Source organism: Corynebacterium sp. HMSC055D05, from assembly GCF_001810365.1.
In the GTDB taxonomy this organism is placed as follows: Bacteria; Actinomycetota; Actinomycetes; order Mycobacteriales; family Mycobacteriaceae; genus Corynebacterium; species Corynebacterium coyleae.
Genome location: NZ_KV801081.1, coordinates 6,884 through 21,430 on the forward strand (window position 1 = coordinate 6,884; position 14,547 = coordinate 21,430).

Sequence of the window (14,547 nt, forward strand, 5' to 3'; positions counted from 1 at the left end):
TGAAAAACACCAACCGCGGGGCAATGGACCAACTATTTGGCGAGGCGTTCACGACGTAGTTGGGCAACATCCTCGAGATCAAGCGGGGCCAACTCCGCAAGAGGCACGTCCAGCGCGCGTGCAATGAGCAAATCCGCCAACTGCGGGTTTCGCGCGAGCGCCGGACCGTGCATGTATGTGGCGATCACGCTGCCCTGCACCACGCCATCCACCTTCGCGCCAGTGGTCGCAGCGGTGCCCGCAGCACCGGCACTAGCGCCATCACCGGCACCGTTGCCGACGCCGCGCGTCACCACGCCCAGCGCCTGCGCCTCGGGGCCGAGCACGGTGGCGCCCATGTGGTTCTCAAAGCCGGTCAGCGTCTCGGTCAGCTCGGCGGTGATGCCGGCCTGCGTCGGCTCGGACAGGAGTTCGCCCGTCGCGCGGGTATCCAACGGCGACGTGGTGATGTCCAGAAGCCCCACGCCCTCAACCTCCTCGCCATGCGCACGGAACGTGTGACCCAACACCTGCAAACCGGCGCACACCGCGAAGACCGGACGACCATCAGCGGCAGCCGCCTGCAGCCCCGGCGAGGCGCTCAAACGGGCAGCGGCGATCAACTGGGCGGCGTCCTCGCCGCCGCCGAGGGTGTAGATGTCACAGGTGGCGGGGATGTCGTCGTTAAGCAAAAAGCGCTCGATGTGCACATCGAAACCACGCAAACGCGCACGCTCCTGCAACACCAACGCATTGCCATCATCGCCGTACGTGCCCAACACGTCGGGCAACACAAGACCAATGGTGAGTTTAGGCACGGTAATCCTCCTGCTTCGACAGCGCGCGGCGCAGATTCAGCAACGCCGTGTAGTTGGCCAACACCTCCACGCGACCCGGGGGGCAGGCACGAATCGCCTCCACAGGGTCGGGGATGCGCTCGTGGTCAATGCCGCCGTACGTCAGGCGCACCGCAAGGTCAGTGGCGCGCTCGCCGGCGGCGACGACGTGGGTGTCGCCGAAGTCCTCGAACTTCACGTCCCACAGCCACGAGACGTCCTCGCCGTCGCCTTGCTTGGCATTGACAGCGATGACGACACCGTCGGCGTCACGGTCCACCATCGACAGCGCCTCCTGCCACCCGGCCGGGTTCTTGGCCAAAAGCAGGTGGATGTCGTGTTCGCCGAGGTGGACGGTGGTGTAGCGGCCGGCGACGTTGTCCACTTCGCTGGCGGCGCGCACCGCGTCGTCGAGCGGCACCCCGAAGGCTTCGACGGCGCACGCGATGGCTTGGGCGGCGTTGCCCCGGTTCGCACGTCCGGGCAGTTTCAGGTCGAGTACCGCTGCGCCTTGCGGGGTTTGCAGGGCGTTGTCGGTGACGGTGTATTGCGGGGTGGGGCGGCGGAATTCGCGGCCGTCGGGGAGTTTTTCGACGGCGTACCAGTCAGTTTCTTCGTCGTGCGTGACGGAGGAACGCACGATGTGGCCGCCGGAGCGTGGGTTGGTCACGGAGTCGCCGAGCCAGCCGGCGCCCGCGGCGACCCAGATGACGTTGGGGTGGTCGTAGGCGATCGAGGAGATGAGCACATCATCGCAATTAGCGACGACCACCGCATCCGGATGCGCCATCACCGCCGCACGTAGGGCGCGTTCGATGGAGTTGATCTCGCCGACGCGGTCCAATTGGTCGCGCGTGAGGTTCAGAAGGACGAACGCTTTCGGCTGCAGGCGCTCGGCAACCTTGGGGACGTGCAGTTCGTCGCACTCCAGCACGATGGCCTCCGCGTCTTTGCCGGCGAGCAAAGCGGAGATGATGCCGGCGTCCATGTTGTCGCCGCCGTCATTGGTGGCCACGGTGTGTTTCGTGCGGACGGCGCCGGCGAGCATGCGGGTGGTGGTGGATTTGCCGTTGGTGCCGGTGACCAGCACGGTGGGGCGGCCGCCGCCGAGGGAAGCCATGATGTTTGGGTCGATCGCACCTGCCACGAGGCCGCCGATCATGCCGCCGGCGCCGCGTCCGGTGGCGCGGGAGGCTGCGGTGGCGAGGTTGGCTGCGGTCGTCGCTAGGCGTGCCCGGGCTCGGGAGATGGGTCCTTGCATGCGCACAAGGCTACTCTGCGGGGGTCATGTCTCCTAGTAGGCGGACGAATTCGTCGCCGGAGACGACGGGGATGTTTTTGCGGTCGGCGTGCATGGCTTTGCCGCGGAGTTCGGCGCCGCGGAGTTTGGCGTCGGAGACGGCGACGGAGGTTTCGCGGGTGAGTTTTTCGCGGTAGGTCAGGCCGGCGCGCATGGCGGCGTCGATGAGGTCGTCGGGGTTGCGGGTGATGTCGTCGGAGATGACGAATTCCATGCCGGGTTTGAGCCCGTCGTTGCTGAGGGGGCCGGGGTTGGCGGTGAGTGCGGGGGCTTTTTCGGCGTCGACGCGGATGGCGCTGCGTTGGAGGCCGAATTTGTCGCCTGTGAGGTCGGCGGGGTTGTAGGTGGCGGGGTTGTCGGCCATGTGGAGGTACATGGCGACGAGTTTGAGGGTTTGTTCGCGGGAGAAGTCGGCTTCGGGGATTTGGGCGCGTTCGAGCGATGCGGTTGCGGGTGGGGATGCGACGCCAATCATGTTGGCGACTGCGTTGATGCGGGTGTCTGTGGGGATGTGGCCATTGCGTTGCGACGACGCCAGCACGTCCACAATCATCTCCGGCCGTGGCACGTGGCCGACGCGTTGGCGTCGTTTGTTGCCTCGGCCGCGGCGTGAGCGGTTGGCACGGGCGGCGGCGTTCATGGCGCGTTTCGCCTCGGAGACGATGAAGCCCCAGGTGGTGGGGGCGTCGTGGACGATGAGGGTGCGGCCGTCGAGAAGTTTGTCCAGCGTGCGCAGGTGTCGGGAGAAGCGTGGCGCTTGGGCGAAGTCGTGTGGGGTGAGCCCGTGGGTGTGGGCGGGGCCGGGGTCGGTGCCGGGGTTGATCACGGCGTGGAAGTCTTCGCCGATGCGGCCGGAGGCGTCGAAGGTGACTGCGTCGATGGTGAGCAGGCGTGCGGTGGCCGGGTGGATGCCGGTTGCCTGCACGAATACTGCGACGAAGGGGTAGTCACTCATTGTTCAGAGGGTACTACGGCTCGGTGACCTCATACAGTGGGCGGTCGAGCGGGGCGTTGGATCGGACTTTGAAGCCGCCGATGGAGTATTCGTATGGGCGTGGGTCGGGCGCCGGGGCAGGTGCGGGTGCGGGTGCGGGGGCAGGAGCCGGTGCTTGCTCTTGTGCCGGAGCGGGTGCGGGTGCCGGGGCAGGAGCAGGCGCTGGTGCCGGCACGGGAGCGGGAGCGGGCGCGGGAGCGGGTGCCGGTGCGGGCACTGGCAGTTGTTGCTGTGGGGTGGGTACGCGCACGGCGGGGGCGCTTGGCGCAGCGGGCGATTCGGACGGCTCGGGCGACTCCGACGGCTCCGAAGGCTCCGAAGGCTCGGTCGTCTCGGGCGTCTCCGACTCAGACGATTCCGACGATTCCGACGTGGTCGTGTTGGTGACGGTTTCGGGGAAGGGGGAGACGGAGCTTTGGTCTTCGCGCCAGGATGCGCTGATCATAGCGGTGCCGACGACGGTGACGGCGACGGCGATGACGGCGGCGCCTGCGGCGACGAGTCGGCCGGCGATGCTGTTGCGGCCTGCGGTGTCGGGTTCGGTGTGCTCTTCGGTGTCGGCGGCGAGGGCTGCGGCTTCGGCGTCGACGGTGGCGAAGAATCCGGTGTCGTCTTCGCGTGGCAGTGCGGGCAAAAATGGCAGGGGTGAGATGTTGAGGTCGCCGGTGTGTGGTGCGGCGTCGATGGTCAGTGTGTGGCCGTCGGCGGTGCCGCGGGCGACGACGGTGAGGTCGCGCGCGGTGAGGTCGGCGATCGTGTCGGCAAGCTCCGGGGCCTCTAGCTTTGCGACGACCCGCCCATCGACCGACACGTCCCCACCCGGAGCGATCACTGCGAGGACTTGGGCGGGGTGCTGGTCGGTCTCGTACGGGCCGACCGCGTACGTCTGGCCGCTGGGGAGGAGGACCCAGGGGGCGCGGGGTGGTTCGTTGGTGGGGATGGACAGGCTTGGGACGGCGAGGTCGAGGACGATGTCGTCGCCGTCGATGCGTGCGCGCACTTGGGGTGCGAAGCCGTGGCGGGCGATGTGGTCGAGGTCGGCGCGGCGCCCGGCGCTCAACACGCCAACTACGGCGTCACCGCGCAGTACCTCGAACCCGCCTCGGTCGAGGGGGTTGAGGGTGGCGGTGAAGGGGGTGGCGGTGGGGTCGTCGATACGCGGTTGCTCGATGGGGACGTCAAATCCGCCACCGGGTACCGCGTACGTTCGCATCCGTCCTCCTCACCGCCTGTAAAGGTGTGCCCAAGTATAGACCTCTTGGGCAGGGCGGCCTAGTTCTTGACGTAGGAGCGGTTCACAGCCGACACGATCGCTTCAAGGGAGGCACGTGTGGTGGAGCCGGCAATGCCTACGCCCCAGGCGGAGGTGCCGTCGACGTCGGCGTAGATGTAGCAGGCTGCGTCGGCGTCGTCGCCTGCGGTGCGGGCGCGCTGCGAGTAGTCCTGTACTTCGAAGTCGATGCCGATCTGCTCGAGTGCGTTGGCGAACGCCGCGATGGGGCCGTTGCCGGAGCCTTGCACTTCTCGACGAGCCCCCTCGTACGACACCACCGCCGACACGCGCGTGTCTTCGCCTTCTTCCTCGGCGGCGTCGATGCGGTAGGACGCCAGGTCCAGCGGGGTGTCCAGGTCGAGGTACGTCTGGGCGAAGATGTCCCACATGTTCTTGGAGTTGACTTCGCCGCCTTCGGAGTCGGTGATGTTTTGCACCACGGCGGAGAATTCGGGCTGCATGGCCTTGGGCATGTTGATGCCGTGGTCGGTCTTCATGATGTAGGCAACGCCACCCTTGCCGGATTGGGAGTTGACGCGGATGACGGCTTCGTAGGTGCGGCCGACGTCCTTCGGGTCGATTGGCAGGTAGGGCACTTCCCAGGTGGTGTCGCGCAGTTCGTCCCAGGTGACGTCTTCGCTGGTGGCGTCGGGGCGCACGGTTTGGGCGAGTGCGTCGAGGCCCTTGTTAATCGCGTCTTGGTGGGAGCCGGAGAATGCGGTGAAGACGAGGTCGCCGCCGTATGGGTGGCGTTCGGGTACGCGCAGTTGGTTGCAGTATTCGACGACGTCGCGGATACGGGTGATGTCGGAGAAGTCGATTTGGGGGTCGACGCCTTGGGTGAGCATGTTCAGGCCGAGAGTGATCAGGTCGACGTTGCCGGTGCGCTCGCCGTTGCCGAACAGGCAGCCTTCGATGCGGTCGCCGCCGGCGAGGTAGCCGAGTTCGGCTGCGGCGACGCCGGTGCCGCGGTCGTTGTGGGGGTGCAGTGACAGGATGATGCTGTCGCGGTGCTCCAGGTTGCGGTGCATCCATTCGATGGAGTCGGCGTAGACGTTGGGGGTGATCATTTCCACGGTGGCGGGCAGGTTGATGATCATCGGGTTGTCTGGCGTGGCACCCATCTTTGCGACGACCGCGTCACAGACTTCCTTTGCAAACTCCAGCTCGGTGCCCGTGAATGATTCGGGGGAGTATTCCCAGCGCCAGTTGGTGTCGGGGTAGTCGGCGGCGATGGTTTTGATCAGTTCGGCGGCGTCGGTGGCCAGGGCTTTGATCTGGTCGCGGTCCTTGCGGAATACCACGCGGCGTTGCAGTTTGGAGGTGGAGTTGTAGAAGTGGACGATGACGTTCTTGGCACCCGCGCAGGCTTCGAACGTGCGGCGGATCAGGTGCTCGCGGGCTTGGACGAGGACCTGGATGGTGACGTCGTCGGGGATCATGTCCTTTTCGATGATCTCGCGCACGAAATCAAAGTCCGTCTGGGATGCGGAGGGGAAGCCGACCTCGATCTCCTTGAAGCCCATCTCCACCAGCAGGTTGAACATGCGGCGCTTGCGTTCGGGGCTCATGGGGTCGATCAGGGCTTGGTTGCCGTCGCGCAGGTCAACGGCGCACCACTGCGGCGCGTGGGTGATCTTCTTGTCGGGCCAGGTGCGGTCCGGCAGGGTGATGTCTTCTACCTCTTGGGCGAACGTCAGGTAGCGCTCGACTGGCATTTGGGAGCCGCGCTGCTTGTTCCAGGCGGGTTGGCCTTCGTTGCGTGGGCCGGAGGGGGTTTGGATTTCGCGGGGTGCAAAGAAGTCGGACATTGTTTGGTTCCTTCATTGTCGGGGGTGGGGGTGTCCACGGCCGGCAATGAGAAACTCCGCGACGGGGTGCCGGCCGTGTTAGTGGGCCTGATTCCCGCCGCGGCGTAGAAGGAGAAGCGTCCGTTGCGACATGCGTCACACCCTACATCACTTTATGGAGACGCGTGTGAGGAACGCCGCCGAGAGGAGCATCACGCTTATCGACGACCCCACCAACACGTACCCCAACACCGACTGGTGCCTGAAGCTTTCACCCAGCAACGTCAGACTGAGCGAGAACGCCAGCAGGGGTTCGACGATCTTGGAGGCTGGCAGGGAGGTGGCCAGGTTGCCGGCGGCGAAGGCGTATTGCTGCACGATGGTGCCGGCGGTCGCCGCGACCAGCATCGCCCACAGTTGCCAGGAGGCGAGCAGGCCTGAGATGCCGCCGTGCACAAAGGCGTCCACGGCCACTTTGGAGAACACGGCCTGGAAGCCGAACATGGCGCCGCAGATGATGCCGTCGATGAGTGCGCGGGTGTTGGGGCGTCGTCGAGAAGCAATGGCGAGTGCGAGTATGGAGACCACCGCGCCGACCCCCACCACGGTGACCCACTCCCAGGTCGCGGGCTCGCGCTCGCCGGGGATGGGGCGGCCGAACACGATCACGCCAGCCACACTCGCGGTGAGAATGACCGCCCAAAAGGCTTCCGCCTGGTGCATCCGGCGATGCTCCGCACGCGCCGAAAACACCAACGTCAACATAAGGGAGAGCGCCAGGATCGGCTGCACCACAAGCAGCGTGCCAAACGCCAACGCCGCGGCTTGAAAACCGTAGGCCAAAAACGCAAGCCCCATCGACGCCCACCAGGCTGGCCGGCGCATGGACTTCACCACCGAACTGCCGTCACGCATGATCCGGTGTCGCCACACGGTGCCCGCCGCCATCGTCGCCGCGGAAAGCAGCGCGAACACAACGGCGAGAAAAGTACTATGCACGGTGAATGATATTAGCGAGAGACGCCAACCAACGCTTTTGGGACGCTATTCTTGACCGTTGGAATGCACGAAGGATCCGTGGGAGGCTGACATGGCACTGATTGTCCAGAAATACGGAGGATCTTCGTTAGAAAGCGCCGAGCGCATCAACGCGGTCGCCCGGCGCATTGTGGAGACGCGCCGGGCAGGCAACGATGTGGTGGTGGTCTGCTCGGCAATGGGTGACACCACCGACGAACTGCTCGACCTGGCAGAACAGGTCAACCCGAACCCGCCGGCACGCGAGATGGACATGCTGCTCACCGCAGGCGAGCGCATTTCCAACTCGTTGGTCGCCATGGCGGTCGACGCGCTGGGGGAGAAGGTGCAGTCCTTTACCGGCTCCCAGGCCGGCGTGATCACCACGGAGCGCCACGGCAACGCCCGCATCATCGAGGTCACGCCCGGGCGTGTGAAGGAAGCTATCGACGAGGGCAACATCGCCATCGTCGCCGGCTTCCAGGGCGTGAACCGTGAAACGAAGGACGTCACCACGCTTGGCCGCGGCGGCTCCGACACCACCGCCGTCGCGCTCGCCGCCGCATTGAACGCCGACGAGTGCGAGATCTACTCGGACGTCGACGGCGTCTACACCGCAGACCCGCGCATCGTGGCCGACGCCCGCAAACTGGACAAGCTCTGCTTCGAGGAGATGCTCGAGCTGGCCGCCAGCGGTTCCAAAATTCTTGTACTGCGCAGCGTCGAGTACGCGCGTGCCTTTAACGTGCCCCTGCGGGTGCGCTCGTCTTACAGCAACGACACCGGCACCCTGGTCGCCGGAGCATTGGAGGATATCCCCATGGAAGAAGCAGTTCTCACCGGTGTGGCCACCGACGATTCGGAAGGCAAGATCACCATCCTGGGCATCACCGACGAGGTGGGCGAGGCCGCCAAGGTGTTCCGCGCGCTCGCGGACGCTGAGGTGAACATCGACATGGTGATCCAGAACATCTCCAACATCGAGGACAACAAGACGGACATCACCTTCACCCTGCCGAAGGCCAACGGCGCCGCCACCATGGAACTGCTGCGCGCCATGCAGGTCAACGAGGGTTGGGACGACATTACGTACGACGACGAGATCGGCAAGGTATCGCTCGTTGGCGCCGGCATGAAGTCTCACCCGGGTGTGACCGCTGATTTCTGCGACGCGCTGCGCGACGCGGGCATCAACATCGAGATGATCACCACCTCCGAGATCCGCATCACCGCCGTGGTGCGCAAGGCCGACGTGGCCGAGGCGGCGCGTGCGATCCACTCGAAGTTTGACCTCGGCGGCGACGAGCCGGCCGTGGTGTACGCAGGCACTGGACGTTAAGGAGTTTTGCAAATGACCACGCTTGCTGTTGTTGGCGCGACTGGCCAGGTTGGCCGCGTGATGCGCGACATCCTCACCGAACGTAACTTCCCGGCGGATAAGGTGCGCTTCTTCGCGTCGCCGCGCTCTGCCGGCAAGACGATTGAGTTCCGCGGCGAGGACATCGTCGTCGAGGACCTCACACAGGTCACGGAGGAGTCCGTCGCGGACGTCGACATTGCCTTGTTTTCCGCCGGTGGTTCCACGTCGCGCGAGTGGGCGCCCGTGTTCGCCGCAGCTGGTGCGACCGTGGTGGATAACTCCTCGGCGTGGCGCAAAGACACCGACGTCCCGCTCGTCGTCTCTGAGGTCAACCCGGAGACGGTGAAGAACCTGGCCAAGGGCATCATCGCTAACCCGAACTGCACCACCATGGCCGCGATGCCAGTGCTCAAGCCGCTTCACGACGACGCCGGCCTGCGCACCCTGCGCGTCTCCTCCTACCAGGCCGTCTCCGGCTCGGGCCTCGCCGGTGTGGATACGTTGGCCAACCAGGTCGCCGAGTTGGGCGACCCGCACGTGCTGGTGCGTGACGGTGTGACCGACAAGAACAGCGATTTCGGCCCGTACGTCGCCCCGATTGCGTTCAACGCGCTGCCGATGGCGGGCTCGATTGTCGACGACGGCACCTTCGAAACCGACGAAGAACAAAAACTGCGCAACGAGTCCCGCCGCATCCTGGACATCCCGGAACTCAAGGTCGCGGGCACCTGCGTGCGCATCCCGGTGTTCACGGGGCACACGATGGTGGTGCACGCGGAGTTTGAGAAGGAGATCACCCCGGAGCGCGCCGCCGAGGTGCTCGGAAACGCGCCGGGCGTGCGCGTCGTCGAGGTCCCGACCCCGCGTGAGGCCACGGGTATCGACGACTCCCTTGTCGGCCGCATCCGCCAGGATCAGACCATCGACGGCAACCGTGGCCTTGTGTTCGTGGTCTCCGGCGACAACCTGCGCAAGGGTGCCGCCCTGAACACGATCCAGATCGCCGAACTGCTGGTCTAGCCGCTAGAGGCGGCGCTCCTCTTCCTCGCGCTCGGCGGCTTCGGCTGCCTCCTCGGCGGCGATCATGTCGTCGACGGTGCTGTCGTTCCACGGCTCGTCCGGGTTGGCCTTGTATTCCTCGGCCGACACGGGCTCGGTGTACGAGATGTAGACCAGGTCGGAGGGGCTTTCGCGGTCTTCTTCGTCGTAGTCGATCTCGTCGTCGTCGAGAAGCTCTTGCGCAACTTCCTCCTCGAGTGCCTCGACGAGCTCTTCTTCATCCACGTTGGACTTGGACGTGATGTAGTCGAGTTCGCGCTCCTCGTTCTTGGTAAAGCGCTCGCTCGGGTCCATCTTCTTGCGCGTCAGTTCGAGTGCGCGGCGGCGACGGTCGCCTTCCTTGCGCAGTTTCGGGATGCCGCGAAGCCACGCCAGGGTCATCACGGTGATCAGCAGGATGCCCAGGTAACCCAGGATCGGGTAGACGGTGGACACCAGCGACTGGAAGCCCACAAACGACAGCGCGAAGCCGATCAGGCAGGCGGCGACGAAGATGAGGCGGAATCGTTCTTCGCGGCCGCGGGCGAGGCGCTTGCCCAGGGCGTAGAACATGCTCAGCGAGGTGGCGAAGATCATGCCGAAGATGACTAGGGCCATGATGGTGCCCATGGTCGGGTTGAGTTCGGTGATCAGGGTCAGAAGCGGCATGTCGTCGCCTTCGACGGTCTCGATCTTCACCAGCAGCGACAGCGCCAGCAGGATCAGCATGACCAGGTAGCCCACGCCGCCCAGCAGGCCGCCGAGGCCGGCAGCGCGGGTGTCCAGTTGGTTACCGCCGATGACGATGGCCATGGACGTCACGCAGATGATGTTCAGGCCCGTGTAGTTCAGGGCGGCGACCCACCAGTTCGGCAGCGACGTCTCCACGTTGGATGCGGCGATGTTCAGCGCGTCCCAGTCGGGGTGGGCGTTGACGATGGTCCAGCCACACCCGACGATGACGAAGATGAGCAGGAACGGGGTCAGCGCGCCGATGGCGCCGGTGACCTTGTCCACGTCCAGCATGCCGAAGCCAAGCGTCATCAGCAGCATGAGCACCGCGCCGATCCAGACGGGCAGGCCGAACTGTTGGTTGAGGTTGGCGCCGGCACCGGCGAACATGACGAAGCCGATGGAGAACAGCGTCACAATTGTGGCGATGTCCAGGATCCAGCCCATGACTTTCGACGAAATCATGCCCAGCACTTCCATATGCTCCTTGGCTTGGAAGAACGACCCGAGCTGGAGGATGGTTACGCCTGCGATCAGCATGAGGGCGGAGGAGAGGATTGCTCCCCACAGGCCCTGGGTGCCGAAGGCGGAGAAGTACAGCATGGCCTCCTGGCCGGACGCGAAGCCTGCGCCGACTACGGTGCCGATGAACGCGGCAGAGATAAGTAAGGCTTTTTTCAGCATGTAGATAATTTACTCGGTGCCAGCGATGATGTCGCGACGGGCACGCGCAACGCGGGATCGGATGGTGCCCACACGCACGCCTGCGATCTTCGCGGCTTCCTCGTAGGTATAGCCCAGGACCTGCGTTAATACGAGGGCTTCGCGGCGTTCGGCGGGGAGTTCGTCGAGAAGCGAGCGCGCGTCGATGACGTCACCCCACGTGTTGGGGTTATCGGGGCTGGGGTCGGAGGCGGCGACCGTTTCGTATTCGGCGGCCGACTTGCGGGGCCGGGCCATGTCATGGCGGACGGAGTCGACCCAGGCGCGCCGCGCGAGCGAGAGCAGCCACGTGCGCGCGGATGAGCGTGCCTGGAAGCGCGGCAGGGAGCCGAGGACGCGCAGGTAGGTCTCTTGGGTGAGGTCGTCGGCGTGTTGGGGGCCGGCGAGGTGGGCCAGTAGGCGCCACACGTCGTCTTGGGTGAGCCGGATGAATTCGGTGAGCGCGGCTTTGTCACCGCGGCCGGCGCGTAGCGCCAGTTCGGTGATGTAGCCTTCGTCGTTCCTGCTCACAGCCTGTAGAGATTACAGTTTGTCGGACACCGTCACGCCGTAGAGGGAGCGGCCCATGATGAAGGATGCGACGGAGCCGACGATCCAGACGCCGAGGATGGCCAGGATGGCGCGGATGAAGTCGTTGAGGTCGAAGCCGGTGGTGGACCAGGAGTAGATGAGTTTCGCGATGATCAGGATCGGAAACGCAATGACTACCAGGGGGCCGAGCAGGTTGACGCGGGTCAGCGCGTCGGGGGCTCGCAGTTGCAGGATGGTGGCTGCGATGACGCAGATGGTGGCCAGGATGACCAGGGCTGCGACGATGATTTCGGGGATGGTCATTAGCGGCGTCCTCTCGAGATGATGCGGGCCATGGAGATCGTTGGGACCACGCCGCAGACGATGCCGGCGAGGATGGGGATCTCGTAGGCGATGGACGATGTGTTCCACAGGGTCCAGACGAGGAAGATGGCGATCATGCCGTAGAAGATCATGTCGGCCATGACGGCGCGCGACAGTTCGTCTTTGGTCAGGATGACCGCTGCAAGGGAGATGAGCAGGCAGATGGCCATGATGATGAGGCAGGCCTGCATGATGGTGACAAACATTTAGCTCATCCTTTCTGCGGGCGGGACGGTGTCGTCGTCAGGCGTGGGGCCCTGGTCGACGTAGGGCTCCCAGGTGACGGTTTTCGGGTCGATGGGGCTGTTGCGTAGCGACGGCCGCACGTGTTCCTCCATATCCGCCAACCCCGCGATGATGTCTTCCGGGTCGGAGCCGAACGCGGCTTGCACCAGCAGGGTGATGGGCCCGCCGGGCTCGGTGGGGTGGCGCAGGCCCATGGAGAGGGTGCCTGGGGTGGCGGTGATGGAGGTGGTGAACCAGAACACTTCCCAGTCGGTGTGCAGGCGCATGGGGTAGTAGATGACGATCGGTTCGATCTTGGTCGCCGGGTTGAATGCCTTGAACACTGCGTCGAAGCCGGCGGCGAAGATTTCTTTGATGATCCAGCAGGTGTAGCCCGCGGCGTGGATGATGCCTCGCATTAGTTATCGCCTCCGATGGAGTCGTCGCCAAGTACGGCGCTGGTGTAGGCGTCGACGTTGAGTAGGTCGTCGACTGCGGTGGTGGTGATGTCCCACATTTGGCCGGCGAAGATGAACATGCCGAGCGAGAGGATCATGAGCACCGCGGACGGCAGCATGAAGCTCACTCGCACGTTGAGTGCTTCGGGGTAGTGCTGCATGGGCCGGCCCCAGAACACGCGTTGCCACAGGCGCATCATGGACAGCAGGGCGCCGAAGGAGGCGACGATGATGGCGGTGATGGCTACCCAGGAGCGCCAGTCGCCGGGTGTTGCGGCGGCGAGCACGATGGTGACTTTGCCGAAGATGCCAGAAAACGGCGGGAAGCCGACGATGGAGAACGCGCCGGCGACGAAGACCGCAGAGGTCCATGGGTCGCGCCGGGCGATGCCGGAGAGTTTTGCCATGGTGCCGGTGCCGTAGGTTTCTTCGATCGCGCCGGAGTTGAGCACCAGTGCGGCGATCGTGACCATGTGGTGCAGGGTGTAGAGCAGGCCGGCGGCCAGGGCGTAGCGGGCGTCGTCGTTAGTGAATGCCAGCATGATGAGGATGAACGGCATGCCGTTGACCATCTGGTAGGCCAGCACGCGGCGCATGGTGGATTCCGCCAGGCCTGCGTAGCCGCCGATGATCATGGAGATGACCATGACCACGATCAGCAGGGTGTTCCAGCGCGGGTCCATGTCGAACATGATCACCCAGATGCGGAACAGCATGTAGACCGCGACTTTGGTGTGCAGGCCGGAGAACAGGCCCATCACGGCGGCCGACGTCGATGGGTAGGTGCGCGGCAGCCAGGTGTAGACGGGGAACACGCCCGCCTTCGCAGCAATCGCGATGACGACGATGCCAGTGGCCACCGTCGCCGGGCCGTTGCCCGCAGCCACACCCTGCAGGGAGGCGAGGTTGACCACGCCGGTGACCGCGTAGAGGTAGCCCACGCCGAGCACCAGCATTGTCGACGCCGCCAGGTTGACCAGCACGAACATACGCGCCGACAGCAGGCGGTGGCGGGTGCCCGACATGGCGATCAGGCCGTAGGAGGGCAGGAGGCAGACCTCGATCATGACGAAGAAGTTGAACAGGTCCGCGGTGAGCAGCGCGCCGCACACGCCGGTGATCAGCACCAGCGACAACGGTGTGTAGAAGCGTGCTTGGGTTTCGCCGACGGCGATGGCGAACCAGTTGGAGGTCAGCGCCACGATCATGGTGGTCACGATCATCACCGCGGAGAACGTATCCGCGGCGAACGAGATGCCAACGCCGCCCTGGTACAGGCCGATGACGTGGGCGATCGTGCCGTGCTCAGCGGTGTAGAGGTAGAGCCACACGCCCATTGCCAGGTTGATCGCCGGGATGGCGATGGCAAGCGTGTTGTTGAGCTTCCTCCAGGGGCTCAGCGCCGTGACCGCGGAGACGATCAGCGGTAGCGCAACGAAGATAGGCAGGATTGCGTCGACGGCCATTAGTCTTTCACCTTCAGATCATCGTTGGTGACGTGGCTGATCTCGCGTGCGCGGATCTCTTCCAGCTTCTTGGGGTTGAGGCGCGCGTTGCGGCCGGCGGTGGACAGTGCGGAGGGGCTGAGCCACATCTTGGAGTAGCCGGCGTCGGTGCCGGTGGGTTGCTCGGCGGTGTCGTCGTTACGCCCGAGCGATGCGAGCATAAGCAGGATCGTGGTGGTTGCCATTGCGATGACGATGGCGGTCAGCACGAATGCCTGTGGCAAAGGATCGCCCATGTCTTCGAAGGGGACGCGGGAGGGGAATGCTTCGCCGCGCCAGGAGCCCACGCCTGCGGCGAGCAGGGTGAGGTTGGAGGCGTGGCCGAACAGCGACATGCCGAAGACGATGCGCACCATGCCGCGTTGGAGTACGAGGTAGACGGATCCCGCGACGAGGACCGCGATGGTAAGTGCCATGACCATG

The 14,547-nt window shown here is 65.0% G+C and carries 15 protein-coding genes; 2 read left to right on the top strand and 13 right to left on the bottom strand.

Annotated elements, in window-relative coordinates; genetic code table 11:
* Positions 1-32: 32 nt before the first annotated feature.
* From HMPREF2734_RS09985 to HMPREF2734_RS10010, 6 genes are all read right to left on the bottom strand, one after another.
* Positions 33-797, bottom strand: a complete 765-nt coding sequence (locus HMPREF2734_RS09985; protein WP_070570745.1) for a type 1 glutamine amidotransferase — start codon at positions 795-797, stop codon at positions 33-35.
* Positions 790-2,076 (bottom strand): Mur ligase family protein, encoded by a 1,287-nt coding sequence (locus HMPREF2734_RS09990; RefSeq protein ID WP_070570747.1) that lies wholly within the window; start codon positions 2,074-2,076, stop codon positions 790-792. Before HMPREF2734_RS09990 ends, HMPREF2734_RS09985 begins: the two co-directional genes overlap by 8 nt.
* Before the next feature lie 10 nt (positions 2,077-2,086).
* Complete coding sequence (locus HMPREF2734_RS09995) at positions 2,087-3,070, bottom strand: exonuclease domain-containing protein (RefSeq protein ID WP_070570749.1); 984 nt, start codon at positions 3,068-3,070, stop codon at positions 2,087-2,089.
* 13 nt (positions 3,071-3,083) lie between these two features.
* Entirely contained in the window at positions 3,084-4,322 is a 1,239-nt protein-coding gene (locus HMPREF2734_RS11880) for a hypothetical protein (RefSeq protein ID WP_070570751.1), read from the bottom strand.
* A 59-nt stretch (positions 4,323-4,381) separates the two neighbouring features.
* On the bottom strand, positions 4,382-6,193 hold the full coding sequence (leuA, locus tag HMPREF2734_RS10005) for a 2-isopropylmalate synthase (RefSeq protein WP_070570752.1): 1,812 nt from the start codon (positions 6,191-6,193) through the stop codon (positions 4,382-4,384).
* A 147-nt stretch (positions 6,194-6,340) separates the two neighbouring features.
* A complete protein-coding gene (locus HMPREF2734_RS10010; RefSeq protein ID WP_070570754.1) occupies positions 6,341-7,171 on the bottom strand; it encodes a DMT family transporter in 831 nt (276 codons plus the stop codon).
* 91 nt (positions 7,172-7,262) lie between these two features.
* On the opposite strand from HMPREF2734_RS10010, the gene HMPREF2734_RS10015 reads away from it, so the two are divergent.
* The gene (locus HMPREF2734_RS10015; protein ID WP_070421573.1) at positions 7,263-8,528 is read left to right on the top strand and encodes an aspartate kinase; all 1,266 of its coding nucleotides are present in this window, start codon (positions 7,263-7,265) and stop codon (positions 8,526-8,528) included.
* A 12-nt stretch (positions 8,529-8,540) separates the two neighbouring features.
* On the top strand, positions 8,541-9,569 hold the full coding sequence (locus HMPREF2734_RS10020) for an aspartate-semialdehyde dehydrogenase (protein ID WP_070570756.1): 1,029 nt from the start codon (positions 8,541-8,543) through the stop codon (positions 9,567-9,569).
* Positions 9,570-9,572: 3 nt separating this feature from the next.
* On the opposite strand, the gene HMPREF2734_RS10025 is transcribed toward HMPREF2734_RS10020, so the two are convergent.
* Genes HMPREF2734_RS10025 through HMPREF2734_RS10055 form a run of 7 tightly spaced genes read right to left on the bottom strand, consistent with a single transcriptional unit; the run spans position 9,573 to position 14,546 of the window.
* On the bottom strand, positions 9,573-11,003 hold the full coding sequence (locus HMPREF2734_RS10025; RefSeq protein ID WP_070570758.1) for a YkvI family membrane protein: 1,431 nt from the start codon (positions 11,001-11,003) through the stop codon (positions 9,573-9,575).
* Between the two features lie 9 nt (positions 11,004-11,012).
* Positions 11,013-11,552 (bottom strand): RNA polymerase sigma factor, encoded by a 540-nt coding sequence (locus HMPREF2734_RS11885; RefSeq protein WP_070421570.1) that lies wholly within the window; start codon positions 11,550-11,552, stop codon positions 11,013-11,015.
* Between the two features lie 12 nt (positions 11,553-11,564).
* Positions 11,565-11,876 (bottom strand): Na+/H+ antiporter subunit G, encoded by a 312-nt coding sequence (locus HMPREF2734_RS11890; protein ID WP_070570760.1) that lies wholly within the window; start codon positions 11,874-11,876, stop codon positions 11,565-11,567.
* Positions 11,876-12,142: a cation:proton antiporter gene (locus HMPREF2734_RS10040; RefSeq protein WP_070451640.1), complete on the bottom strand. Its 267-nt coding sequence runs from the start codon at positions 12,140-12,142 to the stop codon at positions 11,876-11,878. The genes HMPREF2734_RS11890 and HMPREF2734_RS10040 overlap by 1 nt, the downstream gene beginning before the upstream one ends.
* The gene (locus HMPREF2734_RS10045) at positions 12,143-12,580 is read right to left on the bottom strand and encodes a monovalent cation/H+ antiporter subunit E (protein ID WP_070570762.1); all 438 of its coding nucleotides are present in this window, start codon (positions 12,578-12,580) and stop codon (positions 12,143-12,145) included.
* A complete protein-coding gene (locus HMPREF2734_RS10050; RefSeq protein WP_070570764.1) occupies positions 12,580-14,085 on the bottom strand; it encodes a monovalent cation/H+ antiporter subunit D family protein in 1,506 nt (501 codons plus the stop codon). The genes HMPREF2734_RS10045 and HMPREF2734_RS10050 overlap by 1 nt, the downstream gene beginning before the upstream one ends.
* Positions 14,085-14,546: a cation:proton antiporter subunit C gene (locus tag HMPREF2734_RS10055; protein ID WP_070570765.1), complete on the bottom strand. Its 462-nt coding sequence runs from the start codon at positions 14,544-14,546 to the stop codon at positions 14,085-14,087. Before HMPREF2734_RS10055 ends, HMPREF2734_RS10050 begins: the two co-directional genes overlap by 1 nt.
* Position 14,547: the final 1 nt, after the last annotated feature.

Coding starts and splice junctions, on each gene's coding strand:
- HMPREF2734_RS09990 (WP_070570747.1), bottom strand. CDS start 2,076: ATGCAAGGACCCATCTCCCGAGCCCGGGCACGCCTAGCGACGACCGCA.
- HMPREF2734_RS09995 (WP_070570749.1), bottom strand. CDS start 3,070: ATGAGTGACTACCCCTTCGTCGCAGTATTCGTGCAGGCAACCGGCATC.
- HMPREF2734_RS11880 (WP_070570751.1), bottom strand. CDS start 4,322: ATGCGAACGTACGCGGTACCCGGTGGCGGATTTGACGTCCCCATCGAG.
- leuA (WP_070570752.1), bottom strand. CDS start 6,193: ATGTCCGACTTCTTTGCACCCCGCGAAATCCAAACCCCCTCCGGCCCA.
- HMPREF2734_RS10015 (WP_070421573.1), top strand. CDS start 7,263: ATGGCACTGATTGTCCAGAAATACGGAGGATCTTCGTTAGAAAGCGCC.
- HMPREF2734_RS10020 (WP_070570756.1), top strand. CDS start 8,541: ATGACCACGCTTGCTGTTGTTGGCGCGACTGGCCAGGTTGGCCGCGTG.
- HMPREF2734_RS10025 (WP_070570758.1), bottom strand. CDS start 11,003: ATGCTGAAAAAAGCCTTACTTATCTCTGCCGCGTTCATCGGCACCGTA.
- HMPREF2734_RS11890 (WP_070570760.1), bottom strand. CDS start 11,876: ATGACCATCCCCGAAATCATCGTCGCAGCCCTGGTCATCCTGGCCACC.
- HMPREF2734_RS10040 (WP_070451640.1), bottom strand. CDS start 12,142: ATGTTTGTCACCATCATGCAGGCCTGCCTCATCATCATGGCCATCTGC.
- HMPREF2734_RS10045 (WP_070570762.1), bottom strand. CDS start 12,580: ATGCGAGGCATCATCCACGCCGCGGGCTACACCTGCTGGATCATCAAA.
- HMPREF2734_RS10050 (WP_070570764.1), bottom strand. CDS start 14,085: ATGGCCGTCGACGCAATCCTGCCTATCTTCGTTGCGCTACCGCTGATC.
- HMPREF2734_RS10055 (WP_070570765.1), bottom strand. CDS start 14,546: ATGGTCATGGCACTTACCATCGCGGTCCTCGTCGCGGGATCCGTCTAC.